We start from the raw sequence: 25769 nt of genomic DNA, 5'->3' as shown, positions 1-25769 counted from the left end.
AATTGTCTTACTTTGCCGGAATCTCCAGTTCCTTGCCGACATGCAGGGCGCGCGGCGCCGGCTTGCCGTTGGCGTCGGAGATCTTCTTCCAGAGTGCGCCTTCGCCGTAGAAGGCCTTGGCGAGGTCCCAGAGCGTGTCGCCCTTGGCGATCACATGCTTCTGCGGGCCGCTCGCTGCCGCGGTGCCGCCAGCGCTTGTTGCCGGCTGGGCTGCCGTGGCGTCGGCCGCCGGCTTTGCTTCGGTTGCCGGCTGTTCGGTCGTCGCAGCGCCTGCGGCCGAAGCGACCTCGGTGATGCGGCCGTCGGTATAGGGCTTGAACGGCTGGTGGGCGGCGAGGTAGTCGGCAAGCACGGTTTCGAGGCCCGGACCGTAGTCGTAGGCGTTTTCACCCTGCGTCTTGAAGACGTCGTAGCCGTCGCCGCCATTGCGCATGTAGTTGTTGGTGACGAGCGAATAGGTCTTGGCCGGATCGAGCGGGACATAGGCCTCGCCTTCCTTCACCTCGACCGAGACGACGCGGCTGCCGACCGGCTTCGACTTGTCGAAGGAGAACTTCATGCCGGCCACCTGCGGGAAACGGCCGCCGGCTTCCTCGAGCTTGCTGAGGCCGTTTTCAAGGGCTGCACGAATGCCGTCGCCCTTGATCTGGAAGGTCGCAACGGTGTTCTGGAACGGCAGCACGGTGATGGCTTCGCCCATCGAAACGTCGCCGGCATCGATGGACGCGCGCAGACCGCCACCGTTGGTGATGGCGATGGTCACGCCCTGGCCCTTTACGCGGTCGAGCATGGCGTCGGTAAGCAGGCTGCCCATCTCGCACTCTTTGGCGCGGCAATTCTCACGCGAGCCGTCGATCGGCGCTTCGGTCTTGGCGATGATCTTCGAGCGCAGCTCTTCGATCGGCTTGCCGAGTTCGGCGACGCGGGCAAGCACGGACCCATCCGGCTTGACCGAGCTGTCGACGAGGATCGGGTCGCCCTTGGCAGATTTGACCACGCCCTTGTCGTCGAAGGTGACGACGAGGTCGCCGAGATACTTGGTGTAGGAGCCGGCCTGGACCACCGGAACCTTGTAGCCGCCGGGGTTGTCGACCATCGTCGGGTAAGGTCCCTCGGCCTTCGCATCGGTGTTGGAGAGCAGGCTGTGCGAGTGGCCGCCGACGACGACGTCGACATCCGGGATCTTGGCGATGGCCGCGAGGTCGCGCGGATAGCCGACATGGGTGAGCGCGATGATCTTGTCGACGCCCTGCTTCTTCAGTTCCTCGACGGCTGCCGTGGTGGTGGCGACGTCGTCACCGATCAGGATGTCCGGGCCGGGGGAGGAGAGTTCCGGCGTGTCGTTGGCAACCGCGCCGACGATGCCGACCTTCTGGCCGCCGACGTCGAGCACGAGCGACGGCTTGATGCGATCGCCGATCTTCGACTTGACGCTCGGCAGCACGTTGGCGGTGACAACAGGGAAGGCGATCTTGTCGAGGAAGCCGGCAAGGCCGTCTTCGCTCTCGTCGAATTCATGGTTGCCGACGGTCATCGCGTCGAACTTCATCAGGTTGAGGAATTCGGCTTCCGCCAGGCCCTTGTAGGTGGTGAAGAACAGCGAGCCCTGGAAGTTGTCGCCGGCGTTCAAGAGCAGCACGTTCTTGCCTGAGAGGTCCTGGCGCTTCTGGTCGATCAGCGCTTTCAGGCGCGCGACGCCGCCGAAGCACTCGTTCTTGCCTTCCTCTTCTGCCGAGCAGGTGGAATCGAACTTGTTGATCGATTCGATGCGCGAATGAAGGTCGTTGATATGCAGGATGTTCAATTCATAATCGGCGAAGGCTGCGCCCGAGGAGAGGGCAAGAATGGACGCGGTCATCAGGCCGGTCCGCACGTGTCTGATCATGATGTTCTCCTGTTTTGCCGGTTGTCGTCCGACCGCATCCGCACCCACCAAGAGGATCCGGTCCCCACGATCGGGGTGGCTTTGCCGGGGCGGATGTTTTCATCACTTGGAGGCGACTTCAAGCGCTAAAACCACGCCCCGGTTGTCGGGTTTACCGTTAAGGTTAAGTCGTGGCGCTGAAACGAAAAAAGCCTCCGGGTGGAGGCTTTTGTTGTTTCCGGTTTGCTGTATTAGCCGCGTCGCGCCAGCGAGAACTGCGCACCGGCATCGGTCGTGCAATTGAGCTGGTTCTGGGTGACAAGAGCGCAGGCGACCTTGGACTGGGTGTTGCGCACCAGCGAGGTCATGTTGATCTCGACAAGGGTCGGGCTCGTCTTGACGTAGTTGCCCGAGGCGAGCAGCTGATTGGTGTCGGTCGTGCGCGTGGAGAACGTGCCGCCGGCAAATGTCGAGACGATACCGTTCGGGTCCACCCAGGAGCCCTCGACGCCTGATGCCTGGCGTGCCGGCTGTCCACCGTCATCGATGATCCGTGGCGACGACTGGCAGGAGGCAAGCGCCGCCGCGGTTGCGATTAGGGTCAGAACGGCGAATGGCTTCATGGGCGATTTCCCCCGCGTTTGGGTCGAGCGGATTGTTTCATTCCGGCAGACCATGCCGCGATCATGAGTTGAAAGCAAGAGTGGCAGGCTGCAGGCTCGGGCTTTTCCGCCAGAGATGAAAAGGCCCGGGGCACGTGCGTGTCCCGGGCCGGATGCGCTTACGTCTCAGCAGCTTAGCGAACGAGGATGTTCTTGAACTGCCACGGATCCTTGGTGTCGATGTCTTCCGGGAACAGGCCCGGGCGACCGTCGAGCGGGGTCCAGTCGGTGTAGTGACCTTCGACCGGGCCGAGGTACTGCAGCTGCACTTCGAGGCACCGCTTGTAGTCCATCTCGTCGGCTTCGACGATGCCGGACTTCGGGTTCTCGATTGCCCAGACCATGCCCGCGAGAACCGCCGAGGTCACCTGCAGGCCGGTGGCGTTCTGGTAAGGCGCGATGCGGCGGGTTTCTTCAAGCGACAGGCGCGAACCGAACCAGTAGGCGTTCTTGTCGTGGCCGTAGAGCAGCACGCCGAGTTCGTCGACGCCGTCGACCAGTTCCTTTTCGTCAAGGACGTGGTGCACCGGCTGGGCGTTGCCGCCGTTGCCGAACATTTCGTGCAGCGACAGAACCGCGTCGTTGGCCGGATGGTAGGCGTAGTGGCAGGTCGGGCGATAGGTGACTTCGCCGTCCTTGTCGCGAACCGTGAAGAAGTCGGCGATCGAGATCGCTTCGTTGTGGGTCACGAGGAAGCCATACTGCGGGCCGGGGGTCGGGCACCAGCTGCGCACGCGGGTGTTGGCGCCCGGCTGCTCCAGGTAGATCGCCGCCTTGCAGCCCTTCTTGTGCTTCTTGGCGTTCTTCGGCATCCAGTTTTCATGGGTGCCCCAGCCGAGTTCGGCTGGCTGCAAGCCCTCGGAGATGAAGCCTTCGACCGACCAGGTGTTCCAGAAGGTGTTGAACGGCTTCGGGTTCTTGGTGCGCTGGGTGTCGCGCTCGGCGATGTGCACGCCCTTGACGCCGACCTTCTTCATCAGCTTGGCCCAGCCTTCGCGGTCGTCCTGATGCGGCTCTTCGAACTTTACGCCGAGGTCCTTGGCGAGGTTGAGGAGGCCCTGCTTGACGAACCAGGAGACCATGCCCGGATTGGCGCCGCAGGTGGAAACCGCGGTCGTGCCGCCCGGGTTCTTTTCCTTTTCCTTGCGCAGGGTTTCGCGCAGCGCATAGTTGGTGCGCTCGGAATTGTCCATTTCGCTGTCGAAATAGAAGCCGAGCCACGGCTCGACGACCGTGTCGATGTAGAGAACGTCGAGCTTGCGGCACATCCTCATCAGATCGACCGAGCCGGTGTCGACCGACAGGTTGACGCAGAAGCCCTGGCCTTCGCCTTCGGTCAGGAGCGGCTTCAGCAGTTCCTTGTAGTTGTCCTTGGTCACATGCGCGCGAACGTGACGAACGCCGTGGCGTTCGAAGATCTCGTTGTCGGCAGCATCCTCACGGGGCTCGACCACGATCAACCGGTTCTTGTCGTATTTGAAGTGGCGCTCGATCAGCGGCAAGGTGCCGCGACCGATCGAGCCGAAACCGATCATGACGATCGGACCGGTGATCTCGCCGTAAACCGGATAGGTGGTATCTGCCATTTTTGTCTTACTCCTGAGAAAACTTTCCCTGTGGCGGTGGGTGACTAAGCATGAGGAAGCGGCTGTGGCCGCTGTCTGGCTCGTACGAGTGTGCCGAAACGGCCGCTGTGCCCGTGGGGCACGCGGCGCTGTAGAGCATAGATTGCTGTCACAATAAAGAGCCGGCCGGTCAACCGCTATTTGAGAGTGTGCTTAACCGGCGATCGTCAGCAGTGAAGCAATCAGGCCGTCCCGCTTGCTGACAAGCCCCTTGTAGGCGGCCTGCGGCAAGGTCAGGGCGCGCAGCTGTTCGACGAAGGATGCGGCCAGCGCTGCGGCATCCGGCCGCTTGCGCAGCATCGCCAGCGGGTCCGAATAGATGCGGATGGTGAAGACCAGCGCTCCGGTCACAGGCAGCTTGCGCAGCGTCTGCCGTTCGATGCGGATGAAGGTGCGCTCCTCGGTCATCTCGATGGCACTGGCGGCAATGCCCTCGGACTTCGATTTCGGCAGGTGCAGCGCGCCGTCGACATTGACCGCCCAGTTGAAGCGCTCGACGAAACGGCCCGGCGGCAGATTGTCGAACATGCGGGCAATCAGCTCGGCATTGCGGGTGCCATGCTCGAAGCCCGGGACGGGGCCATGGATCTCGTTCATGGTGCGGCCGTATTTTTCGGCGAGCGACCAGGAGGAGGGAAAGGCGACATAGGCGGCGTTGAGGCGCCAGCCATCGTCGGTCTTCTGCATGATGGCAAGATCGTCCTGGACCAGTGAGCCCGAAACGGCCAGCGGCTCATCGCCGTCGAGCGGCAGGGGCTCGCCGCCGACGATCATGCGGTCGCCGTCGCGGCGGTAGATCTCCGGGTAGGCGACCGGCAGGTAGTCGAGCAGAACGTCGAGCAGTTCGCGCTGAGCGTCCTGCGTTCCGTCAGCGGCGGCGAACACGGTACCGCGCGCTTGCGCAAGCAGCCGCTTCTTTTCGCAGAGGTAGTGCTGCAGCTGTTCGTCCGGCTCGATCCAGCGATCGGGGTCGAGCTGGGCAAGGCCGATGGTGAAAGGTTTTGAAGAACCGTCGTAAGGCGTATGCTTCATGCTCAGCGGCCGCACCAAGGCTGTGATTTAACCATATCCCTATCGTTTCGCACGATGAAACGCTTGCCACAAGCTGTTCGTGCTATAGCTTCGCTAGAAGCATCCGCTTCGCGCCATAATTGATAGTTGTCCGACCCGGAGGCGTGACAGACCGTGACCGGTAGTCATCTCAAGGCTCTTGCGGCCTTACAGAGCAAAACACCCGTGCTGATCGCGCTCTACGACCAGCATGATCGCCTGCGGTTTGCCAATCCGGCATTCCGCGCAGCCTACCACGTCGGCCCGGATGAGAGCCCGACTTGGGAGGAAATCATGCGCCGGAACCACGCTGCCGGCCACGGAACGATCCTCAAGACCGAAGACATTGATGCCTGGATCGCCTCGACGATGCATCGGCGTGGCAAGGTTCCGTTCCGCGCCATGGAAACCGACCTGCATGACGGTCGCTGGATGTGGATGACGGAGACGGTGGACGCGGATGGCTGCATGCTGTGCATCGCCGTCGACGTGACGGCCATCCATGCGGAAGAGCGCGAGCTCAGGCAGGACCGCGACTTCGCGCTTCGGGCCGCCCAGGTGGATGAGCTGACGAGCGTTCCCAACCGTCGCTACACGATGGGCCGGCTCACCGAATTCATCGCCAATTGCGCCGAGAACCCGCATATGTGGGGCTGCGTCGCGATCATCGACATCGATTATTTCAAGGCGATCAACGACCGCCACGGGCACCAGCGCGGCGACGAGGTGCTGCTCGATTTCGCCCGGCAGATGCAGGAATTCGTTCGCCGTTCGGATTGTTTCGGACGGATCGGCGGCGAGGAATTCATGCTGATCCTGCCGGATACGACCATCAGCGAAGGTAATCGCATCCTCGACCGCCTGCTCGAACGGGTCAGAAGCTCGCGACCGCTCGAGAACATTCCGGAGTTCTTCTACACCTGTTCTGTCGGCGTTGCGGAATATCGCGACGGCGACAGCGTCAGCGATCTCTATGCGCGCGCCGACCAGGCGCTCTATCTTGCCAAGCGCGACGGCCGCGATCGCGTCCGGCGCTACACGCTTCCCGGCTCAGACCAGGAGGTTCACCCGGATCAGGCCCCGTAGCGAATTGCCGAGATAAAGGTTGCCGCGGGCAAGGTCGTCAAGCGAGAACCGCGCGACCCGCGCACGGCGCTGGCAGATGAGCTCGGTACGCAGCACGCCGGCAAGTAGGCCGCAGGCGATCGGTGGCGTCTTCAGGATGCCGCTGCCGTCGTCGAGGAAGACGGAGGTGATCGTGCCTTCGCAGACCTCGTCCCTCTCGTTCAGAAGCAGAACCTCGTCCGCCTCGCTCGCCGCAAACTCGCTGCGGGCTGCCTCATAGGTGGCGCGGCGACTGGTCTTGTAGCGTAGCAGCGGATCGTTCGACTTGAGCCTGACGGTGGCAATCCGCGCCCGCCAGACCGTATCTTCGGGTAGCGGCACAAAGGGAGCGGTCTTCACCTCGATATGGCCGTTCGGGAACAGCTCGAGGCGCACCCGAAGCGCGGTTCCAGCATTGCCGGCGGCCGCATCGACCGCCGCAAGCAGCGCGGCCTGCGCGCCATCTGAACCCGCGATGCCGAGACGGCGGGCGGAGCGGACCAACCGGGCAAGATGCAGGCGCAAGCGGACGAAGCCGACTTGGGGCTCGTAGCGCAGGGTTTCGATCAGCGAGAAATCCGTCATCGGATGACCGCATTGCCGGCGGGCGCGACATCGCCTTCGCCGAGCGCGATCCTATCGTCGCCGACGGCGAAGCGGGCCTTCAACAGGCATTCCTCGTATTCGGATTGGGCGGTGCTGTCGAAGACGATGCCGCCGCCGACATTGAAGACGGCATCGCCATTATCAAAGAGCGAGATCGTCCGGATCGCGACGCTGAACCGCATCACGCCGTTCGGGGCGATGAAGCCGATCGCGCCGCAATAGGCGTCGCGGGGCCCGTCTTCCAGGTCGTGCAGGATTTCCATCGCGCGCATCTTCGGCGCCCCGGTAATCGAGCCGCAGGGGAAGAGTGCTGCGAAGACGTCCTTGAGGGTGATGTTGGGCAGGAGCTTCGCCCGGACATGGCTCACCATCTGGTGCACCGTCGGATAGGTCTCGATGTCGAAGAGTTTCGGGACGCTGAGCGTGCCGACCTCGGTGATGCGCGAGATATCGTTGCGCAGGAGATCGACGATCATCCGGTTTTCGGCCTGGGTCTTTTCGTCGGCGCGCATGGCGGCGATGATCTCGGCGTCTTCGGCCGCCGACGCGCCGCGCTTGGCCGTGCCCTTCATCGGGTGGGTCTCGATCCAGCCGTCCGCATCGACGCGGAAGAAGAGCTCCGGTGAGCGCGATAGAAGGACCGGACCGTCGAGGGCGACGAGCGCGCCGTATTTGACTGGCTGCCGGTCGATCAGCGACCAGAAGGCGGCCCGCGGGTCGCCGGACCAGCGGGCGCGGATCGGCATCGTCAGGTTTGCCTGGTAACAATCGCCCTGCCGCAGATGCTGGTGCAGGCGGTCGAAACGCTCGCGGTAGGTCTCGAAATCCCAGCCGGCGCGGGGTTCGCTCAGGAAGGGTTCGTTCTCGGTGCGCCGCTGCGGCTCGGCGAGGGGATGGTCCTCGCTCGGCGCATCGAAGATGCCGAAGGACATCAGCGGCGTCTTGCGATTTTCCTCGGCAAAGCCTTCGAGCTTCTCTTCGAAGAGATGGCCGGCCTCATAGGACATGAAACCGGCGATCCACTTGCCTGATATGTGTGCGCGTTCAAGCTCGGCAAGACCGCGGACAAATTCGGCCTTCGTGCGGGCGGTTATGACGCGCGAGGGCGATGCGAAAACCGTGGTGCGGTTTTCGCTGTCATCCCGGAACAGCACATAGGGTGCGGTGTCGCTCATAAAGTCGTCTTGTCGATCGCGCCGTGATCCGGACCTGTGCCCGGATCAGGCCTTATCAAGCGCCTCGAGTTCGTCGATGAGCCCTTCGATCATCGACAGTCCCTGTGCCCAGAACGACGGATCGGTGGCATCGAGGCCGAAGGGGGCGAGCAGTTCGGAATGGTGCTTGGTGCCGCCGGCCTTCAGAAGCTCGAAGTACTTGTCCTGGAAGCCCTGTTCGGCGTTCTGGTAGACCGCGTAGAGCGAGTTCACCAGGCAGTCGCCGAAGGCATAGGCATAAACGTAGAAAGGCGAATGGATGAAGTGCGGGATATAGGCCCAGTAGGTCTCGTAGCCCTCGGAAATCCGGATGGCCGGGCCCAGGCTCTCGTTCTGTACCGACAGCCACAGCTTGCCGATATCGTCAGCCGTCAGCTCGCCTTCCTTGCGCGCGGTGTGCACCTTGCGCTCGAATTCGTAGAAGGCGATCTGGCGCACGACCGTGTTGATCATGTCCTCGACCTTCTGCGACAGCATGGCCTTGCGCTCGCGCTTGTCCTTCGTCTGGTCGAGCAGCGCACGGAAGGTCAGCATCTCGCCGAAGACGGACGCGGTTTCGGCGAGCGTCAGCGGGGTCGAGGCCATCAGCGCGCCCTGACCGCCGGCGAGCACCTGATGCACGCCATGGCCGAGTTCGTGGGCGAGCGTCATCACGTCGCGCGGCTTGCCCATGTAGTTGACGAGCACATAGGGGTGGGCCGACGGTACCGTCGGGTGGGCGAAGGCGCCCGGCGCCTTGCCGGGGCGCACCGGTGCGTCGATCCAGCGCTCGTCGAAGAAGCGGCGGGCGATATCGGCCATTTCCGGAGCGAAGGCATTATAGGCGGAGAGCACCGTGTCCTTGGCTTCGTCCCAGGAGATCAGCGCATTCGGCGTTTCCGGCAACGGCGCGTTGCGGTCCCAGAAATCCATCTGTTCCATGCCGAGCCACTTGGCCTTCAGCGAATAGTAGCGGTGCGACAGGCGCGGATAGGCGGATTTGACCGCTTCAGCGAGCGCGTCCACGACCTCGCGCTCGACGCGGTTGGCCAGATGCCGGCTGTCGGCGATATCCTTGAAGCCGCGCCAGCGGTCGGAGATTTCCTTGTCCTTGGCGAGCGTATTGGTGATCAGCGTGAAGGTGCGGATGTTGGCCTTGAAGGTTTCGGCCAGCGCCATCGCCGCCTTCTTGCGAACATCGCTCGACGGGTCCTGCAGCAGGTTCAGGGTGACCTCGAGCGGCAGCGTTTCACCGTCGACCGTGAAGGTGAGGCTTGCCATCGTCTCGTCGAACAGCCGGTTGAAGGCGGCTGCGCCCGTCATCGATTTTTCCAGGAAAAGCTGCTCCAGCTTGTCGTCGAGCTGGTAGGGCTTGTCCATGCGCAGGTCGGTCAGCCAGGGCTTGTAATGGGCGGCGAGCGCATCTGTTTCGAGCGCCTTGTCGAGGATCGCGTCGTCGATCCGGTTCAGCTCCAAGGAGAAGAACAGGAGATGCGCCGACATGTCGGTGAGCTTCGACTGCACGTCGCCGTAAAGCTTGCCGTTTTCTGGCTTCGACGTGTCGGAGAAATAGGTGAGTCCGGCGAAGGAGGCGATGCGCCCCATGATGTCTTCGAGCGCCTCGAATTCCCGTACGGCGGCGCCGATGCCGGCGTCGCCGCTCTTCGTCGCCGCGTCGGCCAGCTTGCCCTTCCACTTGGCCTCGAAGGCGATCGCGTCGGCATCGGCCTTCTTCATATCGTTGCGAAACGCATCCGAGGACGCGGAGGGATAAAGATCCTCCAGCCGCCAGGAGGGCAGGTCACCGAGGTCGGCAGCGGCGCCATGGCTCTGGCCGGCGGCGGCGCGGACAACAAATTGCTCGGGGGCGAAGGGGCGGAAGGTCATCGTCGGATTTCTCTCGTTCGTGACAGGAAGAGGCAAGCGATATGGGCCCCATTGCTATCGCCGGCAATGGATAAAATGCAAGCATTTCTCAAAACATGATGTTCAGCCCTTTATGGCACAGATGCCTGACGTGATTTGGCACATGAGGTTGGCCAAAGAGTACCGCGTGTCCAGAGCAGGAGGCTTCCGTGACATCACACATTCTGGTCATTGATGACGATCCGGTGCAGCGCCGGTTGCTGACGAACATGATCGAGCGTCTCGGTCATGTGGCACATCTCGCCGATAACGGCCGCAGCGGTCTGGAGCTGCTGGAGCGCAAGGGCGGCATGATCAATGTCATCCTGCTCGATCTCCTGATGCCGGAAATGAACGGCCACGGCTTCCTCGAAGCGCTGGCCGAGCGCGGCGTCGATACGCCCGTCATCGTCCAGACCGGACAGGGCGGCATCGAGACCGTGGTGCACGCGATGCAGGCCGGAGCCTTCGACTTCCTGGTCAAGCCGGTCTCTCCGGAGCGGTTGTCTGTGGCGATCGGTAACGCGCTGAAGATGGCGAGCCGTGACGGCAAGGTCAAAACCTCGCGCCGTCCGCGCGGTGGCGCCGTCGGCTTCGACGACATCGTCTCTGCAAGCCCGGCGATGATCCGGGTGATCGACCTTGCGCGCCGCGCCGCGCAGTCGAACATTCCGATCGTGCTCGAAGGCGAGAGCGGCGTCGGCAAGGAAATGGTGGCGCGCGCCATCCAGTCGGCAAGCGACCGGGTGGGCAAGCCCTTCATTACCGTCAACTGTGGCGCCATCCCGCACAATCTGGTCGAGAGCATCCTCTTCGGCCACGAGAAGGGCGCCTTTACCGGCGCGACCGAAAAGCATACGGGCAAGTTCGTCGATGCTGACGGGGGAACCCTGTTCCTCGACGAGATCGGCGACCTGCCGCTGGAAGTCCAGGTGAAGCTTCTGCGCGCGGTCCAGCAGGGCGAGGTCGAGACGATCGGCGCACGCCATCCGCAGAAGGTCAATGTCCGGCTGATCTCGGCCACCAACAAGGACCTGATCAACGAAGTGCGCGAAGGGCGGTTCCGCGAGGATCTTTACTATCGCCTCAACGTTTTCCCGATCACCATCCCGGCGCTCCGCCGGCGCAAGGAAGATATCCCGGTGCTGGTGCGCTCCTTCGTCGAGCGCTTCGCCGCCGAGCAGCGGTTGAACCAGCCGCTGACGGTGTCGAGCGGCGCGCTGGCGCTTCTGACCGCCTATGACTGGCCGGGCAATATCCGCCAGCTCGAAAACGCGATCTTCCGCGCCGTCGTGCTTGCCGAGGGCAACGAGCTGACGGTGAAGGATTTCCCGCAGATCGCCACCCAGATCCCCGGCTACGTGGTTTCCGATCGCGCCGGTTTCTCCTGGGGCGAGGCTGGTCCGGAGCGGGCCGCGGCTGGCGGCGAGACCGTGTCGAGCGTCTACCCGGACTTTGCGAGTGCGGCGAAATCCATGGAGGCGGAGGCCTCCGGCGACGCACGCATGGAGAACGCGATCGCCAGCGTCGACGAGGGCGGAGACGTGCGCAAGCTTGCGGAAGTCGAGGAGGAACTGATTCGTTTTGCGCTGAAATTCTACCGCGGCCAGATGAGCCAGGTGGCCCGCAAGCTCGGTATCGGTCGGTCTACCCTCTACCGCAAGCTGAAGGATTATGGCATCGATCCCGATAACCCCTTGAGAGAGGCGGCATAAAATCGACGCATTCACGATTCATTAGCCGTGCTATTCAGTCACCGCCGTTTAGACCTTGTTAGTGAAGTATTCACTATATTATAAGGGGCGGTGACGACTGTGGCAAATTTGCCATGCTGTCACCTTATTTGACAGTCATCTGAGACAGCGAAGCACGGTTGTCCGTCGGACGGGGATTGAATGCCAAATTTGTTCGGTTTTAAGAAGCCGCTCGGCTCCTTAGCTAGAGTCTGCGCGGCGGTCACCCGCCGGGTGCCGCAGGTTCTGACATCCGTTGCTCTTGCGGCTGCCCTCGTGACGCCTGGTTTTGCTCCTCCCGTGGAGGCCGCAGGCCAGACCCGGACACTGAAGCTCTATTTCATTCATACCCAGGAAAAGGCGCAGATCACCTTCAAGCGCAATGGCCGCTATGACGCCAAGGGCCTGCAGGAAATCAACCGCTTCCTGCGCGACTGGCGCCGTAACGAGCCGACGAAGATGGATCCGCGCCTGCTCGATCTCGTCTGGGAAGTCTACCAGAAGAGCGGCTCGCGCGATTACATCCACGTCGTTTCGGCCTATCGTTCGCCGGCGACCAACGGCATGCTGCGTTCGCGCTCGAAGGGTGTCGCCAAGAAGAGTCAGCACATGCTCGGCAAGGCGATGGACTTCTATCTGCCGGATGTGAAGCTGAAGACGCTGCGTGAAATCGGCGTGAAGTTCCAGGTGGGCGGCGTCGGCTATTACCCGACATCTGGCTCGCCTTTCGTTCACATGGACGTCGGTGGCGTTCGCGCCTGGCCGCGCATGAGCCGCGCCGAACTGGCACGCCTCTTCCCCGACGGCAAGACCATGCATTTGCCGTCCGATGGCAAGCCGCTTCCGGGTTATGACCAGGCGGTTGCCGACTATAAGCGTCGCGTCGGGGCCTCGGCGATCCAGGTCGCTGGCGGTGGCGATACCGGTCCGGGCGATACGGCCAGCGGCAAGCGTCGCGGCAACCTGTTTGCCATGCTGTTTGGCGGTGGCGGCGACGAGGATGAAGAACCCTCGGCAATCGCAGCCGGCCCCGGTACCGATGACGAAGGTGGTGCTGCGCCCGCTGCCAAGGTGCAGACGGCTGCTGCGCCCGCCGCTCAGGAAGCGCTGCCCGGTGTTGCCGGTTCTGTAGCCGCCGAGCCGACGGTTGCTGCCGAACAGAACATCAATGCGCCGGTTCCGGCCGTGCGGCCCGCCTTCAAGCAGGCGCCTGCCGATGCTGGTGTAGCCGTGGCTCTCGTGGCGCCGGAGAAGAACCCGGCCCAGGAAGCGCTTGCCGCAGCCCTGCCGCCAACCTCGGAAACGCCGAGCGAATTTGCCGACCTCGGTTCGATGAAGGTTCCGGTCCCGCAAATGCTTGACCGCCGCGACATGAACACGCTCGTCGCATCCGCCGATGCCGAACCGGACATGCAGGCGCTCGGTTTCGTGCCGGTTCCGGCCATGCGGCCCGCGGGCGACGCTGCCCTTGCCGCCGTTGCCGATGCGCAGGTCGTGATCCCCTCCTTCGCGGAGCGCCCGGTCGTGGCATCCGCAGAACCGCCGCGTGATGTGGCGGCCGAAGCCAAGACCCGTGTGGCGCTGGCCCAGCCGACGCCGGCTGAGCGCCAGCCCGTCGCCCAGCCGCAGCCGATCGAGATGGCAGCCTACGCGCCGCAGTCGGGCACCAATGCACGTGCCGCGATCTTCGACAGCGCCTTCGACACGCAGGCGGAAGCGCCGGCCAAGGGCGGCCGACCGAAGAAGAACGACGCCGATGCCGCGACCCGCTCGTCGGTGCGCGCCGAACCGAAGCTGACCCAGAAGATCATCTCCGAATGGGCGCTTTCGACCGGCCGCGTCGCAACGCTTTCCAAGCCGGTGAAGGCGCCGCGCTTCGTCAGCAAGTCCCTGCGGACTGCCCCGACGACGGTCTATGCGGCCGGCTTCTCCAGCAGCGCCGGACCAAACGTCGACACGGCCCGCTTCAGCGGCAATGCCGTCAACTTCATGGAAGTGAAGAAGTTCAGCACCAACTGAGCTTCCACCAAGCACCAGACACGAAAAAGCCCGCCGACCTGGCGGGCTTTTTCGTGTCTGTCGTCTGCCTTCATCTTACGCCGGCTCCGGATGCATGGGCGTCTCTACTGCGGCGTTCACGCGCGGCAGGCGAAGGCCGCCTGACGGCGGCCCCTAAAAGTCCTGCTTATTCCTCGTCGGCTGCCGGCACCATGCCGAGCGCCTGGAGGTAGGTGTCGAGGATCGCTTCCTGCTCCATGCGCTCGTCGTGATCCTGCTTGCGGATCGAAATGACCTTGCGCAGGATCTTGGCGTCGAAGCCGGTGGACTTGGCTTCGCCGTAGACGTCCTTGATGTCGTCGGCGATGGTCTTCTTTTCTTCTTCCAGGCGTTCGATCCGTTCGATGAAAGCACGAAGCTGGTCGCGTGCGACGCCGTGAGCATCCGACATGGTCTTCTCCTTGATAGGGGGAATGGAATTTCTTGGGTGCCGTGACGTGCCGCGAACGGCCGCCAAGGTCAAGGGTGATTGCGCAACAACGCGGTCATTTCCGTGGCAGAGGCGGGCGAAAAGACCCTAATCCCTTGATCACGACGGTTTGTGTCGGCGCGATCCAGCCATCATTTTCAAGCGGCTCACGCGTTCGAGCGAAGTGCGGGTGGAAGCCCGCATACGCCTTTCGTCATTCCGCCTTGGGCCGGTTGAGCTCGAACGCCGCCTTTTGCTCGGCCGATGCTTCCCTCTGGTTGCGCTCGCGCCATTCCTCATAGGGCATGCCGTAGATGATCTCGCGCGATTCCTCCTTGGCAAGCGGAACGCCCGCCTGTTCGGCGGCGTCGCGATACCAGTTGGACAGACAGTTGCGGCAGAAGCCGGCGAGGTTCATCAGGTCGATGTTCTGGACATCGTTGCGTTCGCGCAGGTGGTTGACCAGCCGGCGAAAGGCGGCGGCCTCGAAGGCGGTCTGTTGCTCCGGGGTCAGTTCGGTCATGGTCGCTCGTCCTCTTCATCATAGGCGCCGGTGCGCGAGATGTGCCGCTCGTAGCGATGCAGCTCGGGCATGGCGTTCAGGCTTGCCAGGATCGGCGCCAGCCGCTCTGCCCAGGCGGCAACGCCTTCAGCGTCGGCGATCAGGTCCTGCCGCACCTCGATCAGGGCGTGCGCGATGCCCGGCACCATGCAATGCCTGAACATCGTATCGCCGCGCAACGCGCCGTCATAGGGTTCATTGTTGCCGACGACGATATCGCCCGGCGCCTCGAGCCTGTCGATCAGCGGCAGCACGGCGCGGCCGTCGCTGTCCCAGAGCACGGCGGCGTGCCAGGGACGGGCGACGCCTTTCCAGGCCGGCGTGTAGGAATGGATTGAGATGACCAGCGGTGCTGCGCCATGCGCCTCCGCGCTTCGGCCGATGGTCTCGGAGACGGCGCGGTGATAGGGGCGATGGAACCGGTTCAGCCGGTTTTCCCACTCCTTCTCGGTGATGGGGTGGTTTCCCGGAATGATCGCTCCGTCGGAAATCCGCATGATCAACGTCGGGTCGTCCTCACCGCGATTGGGATCGATCAGCAGCCGCGAGAAGCAGCCAAGAACGGCCGGCGCATCGAGCATCCCCGACAGGCGCCGCACGAGCGCTTCGACACCGATATCGTAGGCGATGTGCCGCTCGAAGGCCGCGGCGGGAAGGCCGAGACTGCCATATTCGGCAGGCAGCCGGTTCATGGCGTGATCGGCAAGGAGCACGAGCCCGGTTGTGGGCTTGGCTTCGATAATCTCATAGGGAGAATAGTGTTGCATGCCGTTCCAGTCCGTTTCAGCGCCCCGTCTCGCTGATCGCACGCGTGGGCGTCAATCGCAAGAAAAACGCAACTGTTTAACGAAATCCGAAAGCAATTTACCGATTGTAATCGATTAGAGTTGCGTTGACTTTCGGGGCTGCCCGTCGCAAGAAAGTGCCACGCAAATCAAAACGGAGTTCCATCGGAAACCGTGTCCAGATATCCTTTTTCCAAAGCGAAGCCGGGGCTGACGACACTGGGAGGCATCCTCCTGTTTCTCCTGGCAACATCAAGCTCATTTCTTTTCGCCAGCGACGCACGCGCCGACTTTCGCGTGTGCAACGGCACCCAGACACTGGTCGGCGTAGCCATCGGCTACCGGGCCAAGGATGGCTGGATGACGGAAGGCTGGTGGCAGGTGCCTGCCAACACCTGCGCGACCCTGATCGAGGGCGAGCTTCAGTCACGTTATTATTATCTTTACGCGGAAGATGCGGCCCGTGGCGGTCGCTGGACCGGTGACGTCAACATGTGCGTTGCCGAGAACGAATTCAAAATCACGGGCGTGCAGGACTGCTTCGCCCGCGGCTTCCAGCGCATGGGATTCAAAGAGTACGACACGGGGCGGCAGGGAAGCTGGATGGTTCAGCTTTCGGATCCGTCCGGCACGCAGGAAAGCCAGAATTGATGAAGCGGAACAGAAAAGTCAAAATCCTCGCAACGCTCGGACCGGCGTCTTCGGACGAGCAGATGATCCAGAAGCTGCACGAGGCCGGGGCCGATCTGTTCCGCATCAACATGAGCCATGCGAGCCACGACGTGATGCGCACGCTGGTGCAGCGCATCCGCTCGGTCGAAGCGCGCTGCGGCCGGCCGATCGGCATTCTCGGTGACCTACAGGGACCGAAGCTGCGCGTCGGCAAGTTCGCCGAAGGCAAGGTCGATCTCAAGGTCGGCCAGACCTTCACGCTCGACAACAAGGACGAGCCTGGCGACAACACCCGCGTCTATCTGCCCCATCCGGAGATCCTCGAAGCGGTCAAGCCTGGCCATCGCCTGCTGATCGACGACGGCAAGCTGCACCTGAAGGCCGAGAAGACCGACGGCAAGAGCATCGTCACGACCGTTGTCGCCGGCACCAGGATTTCCGACCGCAAGGGCGTCAGCCTGCCTGATACGCTGCTCGCCGTCGGCGTGCTGACCGACAAGGACCGCGCCGACCTCGACGCCGTTCTGGCGACCGGTGAATTCGACTGGGTGGCGCTCTCCTTCGTGCAGCGCCCGGAAGACCTGGCCGAAGTTCGCAAGATCGCGCGCGGCCGCGTTGGCCTGATGTCGAAGATCGAAAAGCCCCAGGCGCTCGACCGCATCGACGAGATCATCGAACTCTCGGACGCGCTGATGGTCGCGCGCGGCGACCTCGGCGTCGAGATGCCGCTGGAATCGGTGCCCGGCCTGCAGAAGCAGCTGACGCGCGCTTGTCGCCGCGCCGGCAAGCCGGTGGTGGTCGCCACCCAGATGCTGGAATCGATGATCTCGGCTCCGGTCCCGACCCGCGCCGAAGTCTCCGACGTCGCGACGGCCGTGTTCGAAGGTGCTGATGCTGTCATGCTTTCGGCAGAATCGGCCTCGGGCGAATATCCGGTGGAAGCCGTCTCGACCATGGCGTCGATCGCCAGCAACGTCGAGCGCGACCCGCATTATTCCAGCATCATCTACGCGCAGCGCACGCCGCCGGAAGCAACCGGCGCCGACGCGATTTCGCTCGCTGCCCACCAGATCGCCGAGACGCTGCGGCTCTCTGCCATCGTCTGCTACACCTCGTCGGGCACAACGGGTCTGCGCGCCGCCCGCGAGCGGCCGCAGGTGCCGATCATCGCTCTGTCGCCGATCGTGCAGACGGCGCGCCGCCTTTCGGTCGTCTGGGGCCTGCACTGCGTGGTCACCGAGGATGCGACCGACCTCGACGACATGGTCAACCGCGCCTGCCGCATCGTAGCCTCGGAAGGCTTCGGCAAGCCGGGCGAACGCATCATCATCTCGGCCGGCGTGCCGCTCGGCACCCCCGGCGCGACCAACATGCTGCGCATCGCCTATATCGGCTCGGACGGCATGAGCGGCGTCTGACGCCGTCATCTTTTTCGGACTGCAACGAGACCCCAGGAGCGATGATCCCGCTCCTGGGGTCTCGTGTTTTGTTGATGATGGGGCAGGTCGTGGGATGACGGGCGTCCCGGCAAAACCGGCCAGATCCCCAACGGATGGCCTGGCGTGATCAAAGCGACTTGGCGGCGGCGAGCCTTTCTTCGGCGCGCTTGACTGCCGCTTCGAGATCGCCGGGCTTGCCGGCCAGTTTCTCGACCGCGGCAACGACGACGTCGGTGACCACATAGTCGGGCTTGTGGCCGAGATTGCCGATCCAGTGCAGTTCGGCGCCGGGAATATCGCGCACCAGCCCGCGCGAGTGGATATCGGCAAGAACGATCCCGTCGCTGTCGCCGGTGATGATCACGGTCGGTGCGGCGATGTCTCGGTAGCGGGGCGCAGTGGCGGTCAGATAGCCGTGCAGATTGGCGATATCGCGAGCGTTGCTGAGGAAGGTCGAGGGACGCAGCACCAGATGCGGGCCGGTCTTGTCGATGTAGTCGGCCGGCCGCGGGTTGGGCGAAAAGATCGAGTGCGTACCGCCCTCGATGCGTCGCTGTCCCAGTGGCGTTACCAGCGTATGGGCAAAGAGCCAGCCGACGAAGGGCAGGGCCGTCAGGCGGTAGTACCAGTCGATGCCGCCGGGCCAGGGGTGGGTGGCTGGCGCTAGCAGGAGGAGGCCGGCGGTCTTGTCCGGATGATTGAGCGCGAAGCTCGCCGCAATCGCGCCGCCGAAGGAGTGGCCGACGATCACCGCGCGACCGACGCCGCGCTTGTCCATCAGCCTTGCGATCGCATCCGCCTGGCCACCGGGCAGGTCGTTTTCCGGCCCGCCGCGCTCGGAATAGCCATGGCCCGGCCGATCGACGAACAGCATCTCGGCGCGACCATCAAGCGCGGTTGCGAAAGCATGCAACTGGTCGAGCAGGTTGCCGCTCGCGCCATGAATGAAGACGACCGGCAGGAGGTCGGCCTGCCCGCCGGCCGGCAGGTGCACGCTGTTCATGCGGTAGCCGCCGATATCGATCAGTTCGCCGACATTGGGAAAGCGCCGGGCGAAGCCACGCGCGTGCCAGAGGCTGTAGGCGACGCCGGCGAGTATCAGTGCAAGGAACAGGAGCGTGACTGGGAACATCGTTTCTAATTGTCTTCCGGCGCCCGTCTTTCAAGGCGTGCCGAACCCTTGAGGCCGCCGAGGTTTATCCTTTGCCATCGCGGCCAGATGTCGTCCACGGCGCGCTTGCGGGCCAGCACGAACTCTGGCAGCGCCGCATCCCGGTTGTCTTTGTTGTAGCGGCTGTCCATGCGGTCGACAACGAGCACCGGAGGCGCGCCGAATTGATCGGCTGTGATGTCGATGATGAAATTCCCGCATTCGACCCAGGCATGGCTTTGCCAGGTCTTCCCCCAGCGGAAGCCGAACGGTCCGTTTTCAGGCCCCAACGGCCCGCTGCGCGGCGTACCGCAGACCCATTCGGCGCCGAAGCCTTGAGTGTTCAAGACGCGCTGCAGGAAGAGGCTCGTGCGACCGCAGGTGCCTTGCGCGGCGATCGCTGGGCGGTCGGCTCCGGCATGGCGATGCCATTCCTCCCAGATGGGCTCGACGAAACGGCGCGCCGCTGCCGCGATCTTCAGAAGCGACGTTCTGTCGGAGGGGAGGAGCGTTGACGGGCTAGGCAATCGACCGGGTCGCGCGTTGTCAGGTCTTGCTGCCGGCGAGTTTTTCGGCAAGTTCGCCCAGTTGTTCCTGCGCCTTGCGATCGGCGGGATAAATGTCCAGGAACTGTTCCCAGGCACGCATGGCAAGTTCATCCTTGCCGGAGGCGCCGAGGATTGCCGCCATGCCGGCAAGCGCGCCGAAGTGGCGGGGCTCGATCGACAGCACGCGGTTGATGTCGGCCATCGATTTCCGGTAGTTGCCCATCGTATAGTGCAAGGTCGCGCGGCGATTCCAGCCTTCGACATAGTTGGGCGCAAGGGCGATAACCTGGTCGAGGATATCGAGAGCGGCCGGCTGCTTGTTGTCGGAGATCGCCTTGTCGGCCCATTGCATCAGCAGGTTGACCGTGGCGCTGCCGGAATCCTGCCACTCCATGCGGATCTGGTTGGAAAGCTCGCGCGCCTTGTCAGGGTCGCGTTCCTTTTTCAGGTCGGCGAACAGGGTGTCGAGGCGTTGCTTCGGGGTGGTGAGACTGGTTGCTTCCGTTTGCGTCGAGGCTTCCGCCGCGAAGGAGAAGTTGCCAGCTCCCGTGGAGGTGGCGAGCAGGGCGGAACACGCCAGAATCAAGGGTCTAAAAACTCGCATGGCGAGCATGTTAGCTCGCCACGGAATAACTTCAAAATCAATTCTGGGACATCGCCTGAGCGCCGTTCCCAAGTCCCCTGACGGGTCTCAGCCCTGACGAGCCTTGAAGCGCGGGTTGGACTTGTTGATGATGTAGATGCGGCCCTTGCGACGAACCAGACGGTTTTCGCGGTGGCGGGTCTTGAGCGACTTGAGCGAATTCTTGATCTTCATTTTCCTGATCCGCAGGTTTCGGGGAATGAAAATTCGCCCGGTATCTCTAACAATCAAAAGCGCGCCCGTGAGCGCGCTCCTTTAAGGTGGGATGGCAAATACCGTGTCACCCCTGGTGTGTCAACCACAAGACGCCCCATTTTGGCGTCTTGCCCCGCATTTCTATGGCTCTCAGCCGCGGACGAGCCGCGTGACGTGGCCCATTTTGCGCCCAGTGCGGGCCTCGGTCTTGCCGTAGAGGTGCACCAGCACGTCATCCTCCGCAAGCCATGCGGGGACCGCGTCGAGGTCGTCGCCGATCAGGTTTTGCATGACGCAGTCCGAATGGCGACGCGGATTGCCGAGCGGCAGTCCGGTGACGGCACGGATATGCTGCTCGAACTGCGAGACGACGCAGGCGGCTTCCGTCCAGTGGCCGGAATTGTGCACGCGCGGCGCCATTTCGTTGACGATCAGGCTGCCGTCGGCGAGCACGAAGAACTCGACACCGATGACGCCGACATAGCCGAGCGCATCGAGGATGGCTTTGGCGGCGACCCGTGCCGCTTCGCCCGTCGCAGCGCCGATCTCCGCCGGGACCGTCGAAGTGTGGAGGATGCCGTTGCGGTGCACGTTTTCCGCCGGATCGAAACAGGCAACGGCGCCGTTGGACGCACGGGCGGCGATGATCGAGATTTCGCGCTCGAAGGGCACGAAGCTTTCGAGGATCAGCGGTACGCCGCCGAGTGCCGCAAAAGCGCCGGCCGGGCTGTCTGCCGTCGAGCGGAAGACGCGCTGTCCCTTGCCGTCATAGCCGAGGCGGCGGGTTTTCAGGACGCCGGTTCCGCCGAAATCGGCAAGCGCCGCTTCGAGGTCGGCCTGGCTGTCGACGGCATGGAAGCGTGCCGTGGCAATGCCGCAGCCGTTGATGAACTGCTTTTCGGTGAGGCGGTCCTGGGCGACTTCCAGCGCCTTCGGCGGCGGGAAGACGGGACGTTTCGCGGCAAGCCGCTCGGCGGCCCCGACCGGCACGTTCTCGAATTCGTAGGTGATGATGTCGCTGACGGCGGCAAGCTCGCCGAGCGCGGCTTCGTCGTCATAGGCCGCGACGATCTGGTCGTTTGCGACCTGGGCCGCCGGACAGTCGACCTGCGGCTCGAGGATGACGGTGCGGAAGTTCAGTCGGGCGGCTGCCATCGCCAGCATGCGGCCGAGCTGGCCGCCGCCGATAATGCCGATGGTGGTCATGCCTCGTCCACCGGATACTCGGCAACGGCAATGGTCTGCTGTTCACGCCAGTCGTCGAGGCGGTCTGCGAGGTCCTCGTCGCCAAGCGCAAGCACGGCTGCGGCAAGGAGTGCTGCATTGACGGCGCCGGCGCGGCCGATCGCGAGCGTGCCGACCGGGATGCCGGCCGGCATCTGGACGATCGACAGCAGGCTGTCCTGGCCGGAAAGGGCCTTCGACTGCACGGGGACGCCGAAGACCGGCAGCGGCGTCATCGAGGCACACATGCCGGGCAGGTGCGCAGCACCTCCGGCACCGGCGATGATGACCTTGAAGCCCTCGTCGCGGGCGCCCTTGGCGAAGCTGACCAGCCGATCGGGCGTGCGATGGGCCGAAACGATGCGTGCCTCATAGGGAATGTCGAGCGCGTCGAGCGTATCGGCGGCGTTCTTCATCGTCTCCCAGTCCGACTGGCTTCCCATGATGATGGCGACGGGTGGGGTCGTGGTGTCGATCACGTCTGTCCTGTTCTGCTTCAGGCAATGATATCGGGAATGATCTGGTCTTCGATCTTGCTGATCTTGTCCTTGATCGCCAGCTTCTTCTTCTTCATGCGCTGGACTCTGAGCGCGTCGCAGCCGGTCTCGATCATGGCGTTGATGGCAGCATCATAGTCTTCATGTTCCTGCCTCAGCCGCGCGGCGGTCAGTCTGAGTTCGGCCTGGTCCTGGTCCGGCATGCAAAGCGATCCCCATCAGCCCGGTTGCGAAGTCCTCCTCGAACCGGAATTTCATGCGCCGCTCTATCACATCTTGGGCGGTAACGGGAAGTTATCCGTCGTCATCATTTCGCCTTCGACAAATGAAAAATGGCGTGGCACAGTAGTAAGGTTACAACCATGAAACATCCGGCATTTGCGTGCCGGATGCAAGCAAAAGGAAGGGACTGCCAAATGACTGTTGAGGCTCATCTTGCAACGCTTGAGAAAAAACATGGCGCCCTGGAGCAGGAGCTCCACGTAGCGATGAATCAGCCGTCAGTGGAAGACGAACTGATTACCGATATCAAGCGAAGGAAGCTGCGCATCAAGGACGAAATCGAAAGGCTTCGCTCCTCGACTCACTGATTATCAACGGTATTTCCCAGAACCATCGGGAAGCGCCATCTCCCCTCTGAGTAGGCGCAACAAGGTTTAGAACCAATCCCCCACAGTGGAATATACGGATTTTTGGACCGGGCCTGACGCCCGGTCCTCTTGTTTCCGGGCCGTCGCTTCCAAGCTTAAGACCAGAACTGGTCGAGCCAGAGATTGAGGCGGTCGAAACCCGGCCGGTTGATCGCATAGATCCGCCGGGTGCCGCTCGCCGATACCGAGACCAGGTTACAGTCCAGCAGGGCCTTCAGGTGCTGCGATACGGCCGGGCGGCTGATCGGCAGGCCCTCGGCCAGTTCGTTGACGGTTTTCGGCGCGCGCCGCAACTCCTCCAGCAGGTGGCGCCGGTTCGGGTCCGCAATGGCATCGAAAGGGTCCGCGATCGTCATAGGCGGACGTTAGGCGAAATCTTGCAAGGCAGCAAGAATTTTGTGCGATGCGAAATGCTAATTTTGCTTTGCAATATTTCCGTAATACTTGGGTGGCGGTTCAGCCGGCCGCAACCAGCCCGACGATACCGTCCCACAGCAACTTCGAGCCCGCAATGAAGGCCATGGTATACATGAAGGGGTAGAAGATCTGCGGCTTCATGCGGCGAACGATAAAGGCGCCGCACACCGTTGCGACGATCGCCAGCGGGAAGAGCGTCGCCGAGATTTTCAGGTTGCTGAGATCCAGTTGCCCGAGCGCGAAATAGGGAATGAGCTTCACTGCGTTGAGGATCGCGAAGAAGCGCACGATCGTGCCGGTATATTCGCGCGGATCGAGTTGCAGCGGCAGCGCATAGATCTGGAAGGGCGGGCCGCCGGCATGCGCCACGAAGCTGCCATAGCCGGCGAACGAGCCCCAAAGCGCTGCCGGGCCGGCCCGCTGCGTCTTCGGCGCGATGGTGATGCCGAGGCGCATGCGCCAGATGTTGTAGACGTAGCGAAGCACGAAGAGCACGGTGATCAGGCCGATGATCAGGCGGAGCAGATCACGCGAGACATAGGCGGAGGTCGCCCAGCCGATGAGGATGCCGGCAATGGCGCCGGGCAAAAGCATGAAAAGCGTCTTGCGGTCGCCATGCTTGCGCCACATCCAGAGCGATACAAGGTCCATCGCGATCAGGATCGGCAGGAGCAGGGCCGCGGCCTGGACGGGCGACACCGCCATCGACAGGATCGGCACGCCCATGAGCGAAAGGGCTTCTCCCATGCCGCCTTTGCTGAGGCCGACAAGCAGAACGGCCGGGATGGCGATAAGGTAGAAGTCGAGATCCGGAAGCATGGGTGGCTGTTGATCCTTTTGCAGTCTCCGTCTATCGGTTTTCGGAAATGAAATCGAGCGCTGGTTTCGCGGCTTACGCGGTACAGCCGGAAATGGATATCTGAGCATGACAACAGAACGCTGCCGCCTGGTGCTGATCGCGCCCGACATGCCCGATGCGGCGGAACGTGCCAAGGTGCTCGCCGACGCGCTCAAGGGTGGCGACGTCGCCTCGGTGATCGTGCCGCAATACGGGCTCGACGACGCCGAGTTCCAGAAGCATGCCGAGCGCCTGGTTCCGGTCATCCAGGAGGCGGGCGCCGCAGCGCTGATCGCGGGCGACTCGCGCGTGGCTGGTCGCGCCAAGGCGGATGGTCTGCATGTTACCGGCAATGCCGAGGTGCTCGGCGAGGCGGTCGAGAAGCACACGCCGAAGCTGATCGTCGGCGGTGGCAACGCGGCCGACCGCCACCATGCGCTGGAGATCGGCGAAGTGCGTCCGGACTACGTGTTCTTCGGCAAGACCGATGGCGACATCAAGCCGGAGGCGCATTCGAAGAACCTGGCGCTTGCCGAATGGTGGGCGTCGATGATCGAGATCCCTTGCATCGTCATGGGCGGCACCGATCCGCAATCGGCGCTTGCCGTGGCGGAGACCGGCGCCGAGTTCGTGGCGCTTCGTCTGGCCGTCTTCGGTGAGCCGGGACAGGCGCCCTCCGTCGTTGCCGCGGTCAACGCGTTGCTTGACGAAAAAGCGCCACGGTTTGAAGATTAAGACGTTTCGATGTTGAACCGTCCGTCTTCCAGATTGAGTAGGGGTCTTTCCCTTGTCGCCCTGGCCGTTGCGCTGGCGCTGCCGGCGCATGCGCAGGAGCAGCCGAGCGACGGCGGTGATGCCGGCGTCGAAAAACGCGGCCGCATCACACCCTTCAACGGCGCGGCGATGCCCGAAGGGGCAGAGACCGGCGACAAGTCGAACGCGGCCCCGGGAAAGAAGCCGGGAGACGGTACGGCGCCGTCCGGGGGCGTGGGCGTTTTCGATCGCATGGGTGCGGAATTGCCGGCGCTACCGGCCGAAAAACCCTTCGCCGGCAAGGTCGACGAGGCCTATGGCGCGTTCCAGCGCGGCTATTACCTGACCGCGATGGATCTGGCGCTGCCGCGGGCGCAGCTCGGCGATCCGGCGGCGCAGACGCTGATTGCCGAAATCCTGCAGCAGGGGCTTGGCGTCGTGCGCAACCCGCAGCAGGCTGCCTTCTGGTATGGCCAGGCGGCGGAAAAAGGCGATCCGGCGGCGATGTTCAAATATGCCCTGATCCTGATGGAGGGGCGCTACGCCAAGCGTGACCGGAAGAAGTCCGAAGAGCTGATGAAGAAGTCGGCCGATCTCGGCAACGGCTCGGCGCAGTTCAACTATGGGCAAACGCTCGTTGCCGACAATCCCGGACCGAAGGGATTGAAGCTGGCGATGCCCTATTACGAGAAGTCGGCCGAGCAGGGCATTGCGGACGCGCAATATGCGTTGTCGCAGATCCTGGTCAATGTCGACGGCATCGAGGAAAGCAAGCGGGCGCGTGCCCGCGAATGGCTGATCCGTGCGGCGCGGGCGGGCTTCGACACAGCCCAGCTGGACATCGCCATCTGGATGATCGAAGGCATTGCCGGTGATCGGAACCTGGAGGACGGCTTCGGCTGGATGCGCCGGGCGGCCGAGGGCGGCAACGTGGTGGCGCAGAACCGGCTCTCGCATCTCTATGTCAATGCCATCGGCACGCGGCCCAACCCGGTCGAGGCGGCGAAATGGTATGTGCTGTCGCGCCGCGCCGGTCTCAAGGACGATGCGCTCGAGGACTTCTACCTCGGCCTGAACGAAGAGCAGCAGAAGCAGGCGCTGAGTGCGGCCAACAGGTATCGCCGGAGCTGAGCGCGGCGGAATCCCGTCGCCGCCGGCCGGCAAACATGCTATTTCGCTTGAACTCG

At 63.2% G+C, this 25769-nt stretch carries 27 protein-coding genes; 8 read left to right on the top strand and 19 right to left on the bottom strand.

The annotated features are described in order from the left end of the window. Window positions 1-7: 7 nt before the first annotated feature. From L981_RS00240 to L981_RS00225, 4 genes are all read right to left on the bottom strand, one after another. A complete protein-coding gene (locus tag L981_RS00240) occupies window positions 8-1885 on the bottom strand; it encodes a bifunctional UDP-sugar hydrolase/5'-nucleotidase (RefSeq protein ID WP_043610650.1) in 1878 nt (625 codons plus the stop codon). A 230-nt stretch (window positions 1886-2115) separates the two neighbouring features. Continuing rightward, on the bottom strand, window positions 2116-2487 hold the full coding sequence (gene omp10, locus L981_RS00235) for an outer membrane lipoprotein Omp10 (protein WP_043610649.1): 372 nt from the start codon (window positions 2485-2487) through the stop codon (window positions 2116-2118). A gap of 173 nt (window positions 2488-2660) precedes the next feature. Continuing rightward, complete coding sequence (locus tag L981_RS00230; protein ID WP_043610646.1) at window positions 2661-4112, bottom strand: homospermidine synthase; 1452 nt, start codon at window positions 4110-4112, stop codon at window positions 2661-2663. A 192-nt stretch (window positions 4113-4304) separates the two neighbouring features. Further along, window positions 4305-5183 carry a DUF3445 domain-containing protein gene (locus tag L981_RS00225; protein ID WP_043610757.1) on the bottom strand — a complete coding sequence of 293 codons (879 nt, stop codon included), beginning with the start codon at window positions 5181-5183 and terminating at the stop codon, window positions 4305-4307. 153 nt (window positions 5184-5336) lie between these two features. On the opposite strand from L981_RS00225, the gene L981_RS00220 reads away from it, so the two are divergent. Next, window positions 5337-6287 carry a sensor domain-containing diguanylate cyclase gene (locus L981_RS00220; RefSeq protein ID WP_043610644.1) on the top strand — a complete coding sequence of 317 codons (951 nt, stop codon included), beginning with the start codon at window positions 5337-5339 and terminating at the stop codon, window positions 6285-6287. Here L981_RS00220 and L981_RS00215 read toward each other — a convergent pair. From L981_RS00215 to L981_RS00205, 3 genes are read right to left on the bottom strand one after another with little or no spacing between them, the layout of a single operon-like run. Continuing rightward, entirely contained in the window at window positions 6252-6890 is a 639-nt protein-coding gene (locus L981_RS00215) for an aminotransferase class IV family protein (protein ID WP_043610643.1), read from the bottom strand. The genes L981_RS00220 and L981_RS00215 overlap by 36 nt on opposite strands. After that, window positions 6887-8086 carry an aminodeoxychorismate synthase component I gene (locus L981_RS00210; RefSeq protein ID WP_052201491.1) on the bottom strand — a complete coding sequence of 400 codons (1200 nt, stop codon included), beginning with the start codon at window positions 8084-8086 and terminating at the stop codon, window positions 6887-6889. Before L981_RS00210 ends, L981_RS00215 begins: the two co-directional genes overlap by 4 nt. A gap of 45 nt (window positions 8087-8131) precedes the next feature. Continuing rightward, window positions 8132-9991 carry a M3 family oligoendopeptidase gene (locus tag L981_RS00205; RefSeq protein WP_043610641.1) on the bottom strand — a complete coding sequence of 620 codons (1860 nt, stop codon included), beginning with the start codon at window positions 9989-9991 and terminating at the stop codon, window positions 8132-8134. 188 nt (window positions 9992-10179) lie between these two features. On the opposite strand from L981_RS00205, the gene L981_RS00200 reads away from it, so the two are divergent. After that, a complete protein-coding gene (locus L981_RS00200; protein ID WP_043610639.1) occupies window positions 10180-11724 on the top strand; it encodes a sigma-54 dependent transcriptional regulator in 1545 nt (514 codons plus the stop codon). A 180-nt stretch (window positions 11725-11904) separates the two neighbouring features. Next, window positions 11905-13761, top strand: coding sequence for a DUF882 domain-containing protein (locus L981_RS00195; protein ID WP_043610637.1), 1857 nt, complete (start codon window positions 11905-11907; stop codon window positions 13759-13761). A 166-nt stretch (window positions 13762-13927) separates the two neighbouring features. Here L981_RS00195 and L981_RS00190 read toward each other — a convergent pair whose 3' ends face one another. The 3 genes from L981_RS00190 to L981_RS00180 all read right to left on the bottom strand — a co-directional run bounded on the left by L981_RS00190 (window position 13928) and on the right by L981_RS00180 (window position 15538). Next, a complete protein-coding gene (locus L981_RS00190; RefSeq protein WP_034806111.1) occupies window positions 13928-14191 on the bottom strand; it encodes a DUF2312 domain-containing protein in 264 nt (87 codons plus the stop codon). 232 nt (window positions 14192-14423) lie between these two features. Then, the gene (locus L981_RS00185) at window positions 14424-14732 is read right to left on the bottom strand and encodes a DUF1244 domain-containing protein (RefSeq protein ID WP_043610634.1); all 309 of its coding nucleotides are present in this window, start codon (window positions 14730-14732) and stop codon (window positions 14424-14426) included. Then, complete coding sequence (locus tag L981_RS00180; RefSeq protein ID WP_043610632.1) at window positions 14729-15538, bottom strand: N-formylglutamate amidohydrolase; 810 nt, start codon at window positions 15536-15538, stop codon at window positions 14729-14731. Before L981_RS00180 ends, L981_RS00185 begins: the two co-directional genes overlap by 4 nt. A gap of 192 nt (window positions 15539-15730) precedes the next feature. On the opposite strand from L981_RS00180, the gene L981_RS00175 reads away from it, so the two are divergent. Next, a complete protein-coding gene (locus L981_RS00175; protein ID WP_051659725.1) occupies window positions 15731-16207 on the top strand; it encodes a DUF1036 domain-containing protein in 477 nt (158 codons plus the stop codon). Further along, complete coding sequence (pyk, locus tag L981_RS00170) at window positions 16207-17646, top strand: pyruvate kinase (protein WP_043610631.1); 1440 nt, start codon at window positions 16207-16209, stop codon at window positions 17644-17646. The genes L981_RS00175 and pyk overlap by 1 nt, the downstream gene beginning before the upstream one ends. A 148-nt stretch (window positions 17647-17794) precedes the next feature. Here pyk and L981_RS00165 read toward each other — a convergent pair whose 3' ends face one another. From L981_RS00165 to L981_RS00135, 7 genes are all read right to left on the bottom strand, one after another. Continuing rightward, window positions 17795-18799, bottom strand: a complete 1005-nt coding sequence (locus tag L981_RS00165; protein WP_052201490.1) for an alpha/beta fold hydrolase — start codon at window positions 18797-18799, stop codon at window positions 17795-17797. A 5-nt stretch (window positions 18800-18804) separates the two neighbouring features. Beyond that, complete coding sequence (locus L981_RS00160; RefSeq protein ID WP_156133927.1) at window positions 18805-19164, bottom strand: hypothetical protein; 360 nt, start codon at window positions 19162-19164, stop codon at window positions 18805-18807. Between the two features lie 199 nt (window positions 19165-19363). After that, complete coding sequence (locus L981_RS00155) at window positions 19364-19978, bottom strand: tetratricopeptide repeat protein (RefSeq protein WP_043610627.1); 615 nt, start codon at window positions 19976-19978, stop codon at window positions 19364-19366. A gap of 78 nt (window positions 19979-20056) precedes the next feature. Next, entirely contained in the window at window positions 20057-20182 is a 126-nt protein-coding gene (gene ykgO / locus L981_RS00150; RefSeq protein WP_034806120.1) for a type B 50S ribosomal protein L36, read from the bottom strand. Window positions 20183-20353: 171 nt separating this feature from the next. Beyond that, a complete protein-coding gene (locus L981_RS00145) occupies window positions 20354-21409 on the bottom strand; it encodes a 5-(carboxyamino)imidazole ribonucleotide synthase (protein ID WP_043610625.1) in 1056 nt (351 codons plus the stop codon). After that, on the bottom strand, window positions 21406-21870 hold the full coding sequence (gene purE, locus L981_RS00140; protein WP_034806641.1) for a 5-(carboxyamino)imidazole ribonucleotide mutase: 465 nt from the start codon (window positions 21868-21870) through the stop codon (window positions 21406-21408). Before purE ends, L981_RS00145 begins: the two co-directional genes overlap by 4 nt. Before the next feature lie 53 nt (window positions 21871-21923). Beyond that, window positions 21924-22127: a YdcH family protein gene (locus tag L981_RS00135; protein ID WP_034806122.1), complete on the bottom strand. Its 204-nt coding sequence runs from the start codon at window positions 22125-22127 to the stop codon at window positions 21924-21926. 213 nt (window positions 22128-22340) lie between these two features. Between L981_RS00135 and L981_RS33555 the strand changes: the two genes are divergently transcribed. Continuing rightward, window positions 22341-22514 (top strand): YdcH family protein, encoded by a 174-nt coding sequence (locus tag L981_RS33555; RefSeq protein WP_034806123.1) that lies wholly within the window; start codon window positions 22341-22343, stop codon window positions 22512-22514. A 155-nt stretch (window positions 22515-22669) separates the two neighbouring features. On the opposite strand, the gene L981_RS00125 is transcribed toward L981_RS33555, so the two are convergent. Then, entirely contained in the window at window positions 22670-22930 is a 261-nt protein-coding gene (locus L981_RS00125) for a helix-turn-helix transcriptional regulator (protein WP_034806124.1), read from the bottom strand. 100 nt (window positions 22931-23030) lie between these two features. Next, a complete protein-coding gene (locus tag L981_RS00120; protein WP_043610622.1) occupies window positions 23031-23810 on the bottom strand; it encodes a sulfite exporter TauE/SafE family protein in 780 nt (259 codons plus the stop codon). A gap of 106 nt (window positions 23811-23916) precedes the next feature. Here L981_RS00120 and L981_RS00115 point away from each other — a divergent pair, with 106 nt between their 5' ends. Both L981_RS00115 and L981_RS00110 read left to right on the top strand, forming a co-directional pair. Then, complete coding sequence (locus L981_RS00115; RefSeq protein WP_043610620.1) at window positions 23917-24564, top strand: thiamine phosphate synthase; 648 nt, start codon at window positions 23917-23919, stop codon at window positions 24562-24564. Between the two features lie 9 nt (window positions 24565-24573). Continuing rightward, on the top strand, window positions 24574-25713 hold the full coding sequence (locus L981_RS00110) for a tetratricopeptide repeat protein (RefSeq protein ID WP_043610619.1): 1140 nt from the start codon (window positions 24574-24576) through the stop codon (window positions 25711-25713). Window positions 25714-25769 lie beyond the last annotated feature (56 nt).

It is taken from the genome of Ensifer sp. ZNC0028 (genome assembly GCF_000799055.1).
Lineage (GTDB): Bacteria > Pseudomonadota > Alphaproteobacteria > Rhizobiales > Rhizobiaceae > Ensifer.
Note: the sequence above shows the minus strand (reverse complement) of the source record. Positions and strands in the feature narration are given on the sequence as shown.

Excerpts from the sequence above, each read along its gene's own strand:
- L981_RS00240 (WP_043610650.1), bottom strand. The coding sequence starts at position 1,885 with ATGATCAGACACGTGCGGACCGGCCTGATGACCGCGTCCATTCTTGCC.
- omp10 (WP_043610649.1), bottom strand. The coding sequence starts at position 2,487 with ATGAAGCCATTCGCCGTTCTGACCCTAATCGCAACCGCGGCGGCGCTT.
- L981_RS00230 (WP_043610646.1), bottom strand. The coding sequence starts at position 4,112 with ATGGCAGATACCACCTATCCGGTTTACGGCGAGATCACCGGTCCGATC.
- L981_RS00225 (WP_043610757.1), bottom strand. The coding sequence starts at position 5,183 with ATGAAGCATACGCCTTACGACGGTTCTTCAAAACCTTTCACCATCGGC.
- L981_RS00215 (WP_043610643.1), bottom strand. The coding sequence starts at position 6,890 with ATGACGGATTTCTCGCTGATCGAAACCCTGCGCTACGAGCCCCAAGTC.
- L981_RS00210 (WP_052201491.1), bottom strand. The coding sequence starts at position 8,086 with ATGAGCGACACCGCACCCTATGTGCTGTTCCGGGATGACAGCGAAAAC.
- L981_RS00205 (WP_043610641.1), bottom strand. The coding sequence starts at position 9,991 with ATGACCTTCCGCCCCTTCGCCCCCGAGCAATTTGTTGTCCGCGCCGCC.
- L981_RS00195 (WP_043610637.1), top strand. The coding sequence starts at position 11,905 with ATGCCAAATTTGTTCGGTTTTAAGAAGCCGCTCGGCTCCTTAGCTAGA.
- L981_RS00190 (WP_034806111.1), bottom strand. The coding sequence starts at position 14,191 with ATGTCGGATGCTCACGGCGTCGCACGCGACCAGCTTCGTGCTTTCATC.
- L981_RS00185 (WP_043610634.1), bottom strand. The coding sequence starts at position 14,732 with ATGACCGAACTGACCCCGGAGCAACAGACCGCCTTCGAGGCCGCCGCC.
- L981_RS00180 (WP_043610632.1), bottom strand. The coding sequence starts at position 15,538 with ATGCAACACTATTCTCCCTATGAGATTATCGAAGCCAAGCCCACAACC.
- pyk (WP_043610631.1), top strand. The coding sequence starts at position 16,207 with ATGAAGCGGAACAGAAAAGTCAAAATCCTCGCAACGCTCGGACCGGCG.
- L981_RS00165 (WP_052201490.1), bottom strand. The coding sequence starts at position 18,799 with ATGTTCCCAGTCACGCTCCTGTTCCTTGCACTGATACTCGCCGGCGTC.
- L981_RS00155 (WP_043610627.1), bottom strand. The coding sequence starts at position 19,978 with ATGCTCGCCATGCGAGTTTTTAGACCCTTGATTCTGGCGTGTTCCGCC.
- ykgO (WP_034806120.1), bottom strand. The coding sequence starts at position 20,182 with ATGAAGATCAAGAATTCGCTCAAGTCGCTCAAGACCCGCCACCGCGAA.
- L981_RS00145 (WP_043610625.1), bottom strand. The coding sequence starts at position 21,409 with ATGACCACCATCGGCATTATCGGCGGCGGCCAGCTCGGCCGCATGCTG.
- purE (WP_034806641.1), bottom strand. The coding sequence starts at position 21,870 with ATGGGAAGCCAGTCGGACTGGGAGACGATGAAGAACGCCGCCGATACG.
- L981_RS00135 (WP_034806122.1), bottom strand. The coding sequence starts at position 22,127 with ATGCCGGACCAGGACCAGGCCGAACTCAGACTGACCGCCGCGCGGCTG.
- L981_RS33555 (WP_034806123.1), top strand. The coding sequence starts at position 22,341 with ATGACTGTTGAGGCTCATCTTGCAACGCTTGAGAAAAAACATGGCGCC.
- L981_RS00125 (WP_034806124.1), bottom strand. The coding sequence starts at position 22,930 with ATGACGATCGCGGACCCTTTCGATGCCATTGCGGACCCGAACCGGCGC.
- L981_RS00120 (WP_043610622.1), bottom strand. The coding sequence starts at position 23,810 with ATGCTTCCGGATCTCGACTTCTACCTTATCGCCATCCCGGCCGTTCTG.
- L981_RS00115 (WP_043610620.1), top strand. The coding sequence starts at position 23,917 with ATGACAACAGAACGCTGCCGCCTGGTGCTGATCGCGCCCGACATGCCC.
- L981_RS00110 (WP_043610619.1), top strand. The coding sequence starts at position 24,574 with ATGTTGAACCGTCCGTCTTCCAGATTGAGTAGGGGTCTTTCCCTTGTC.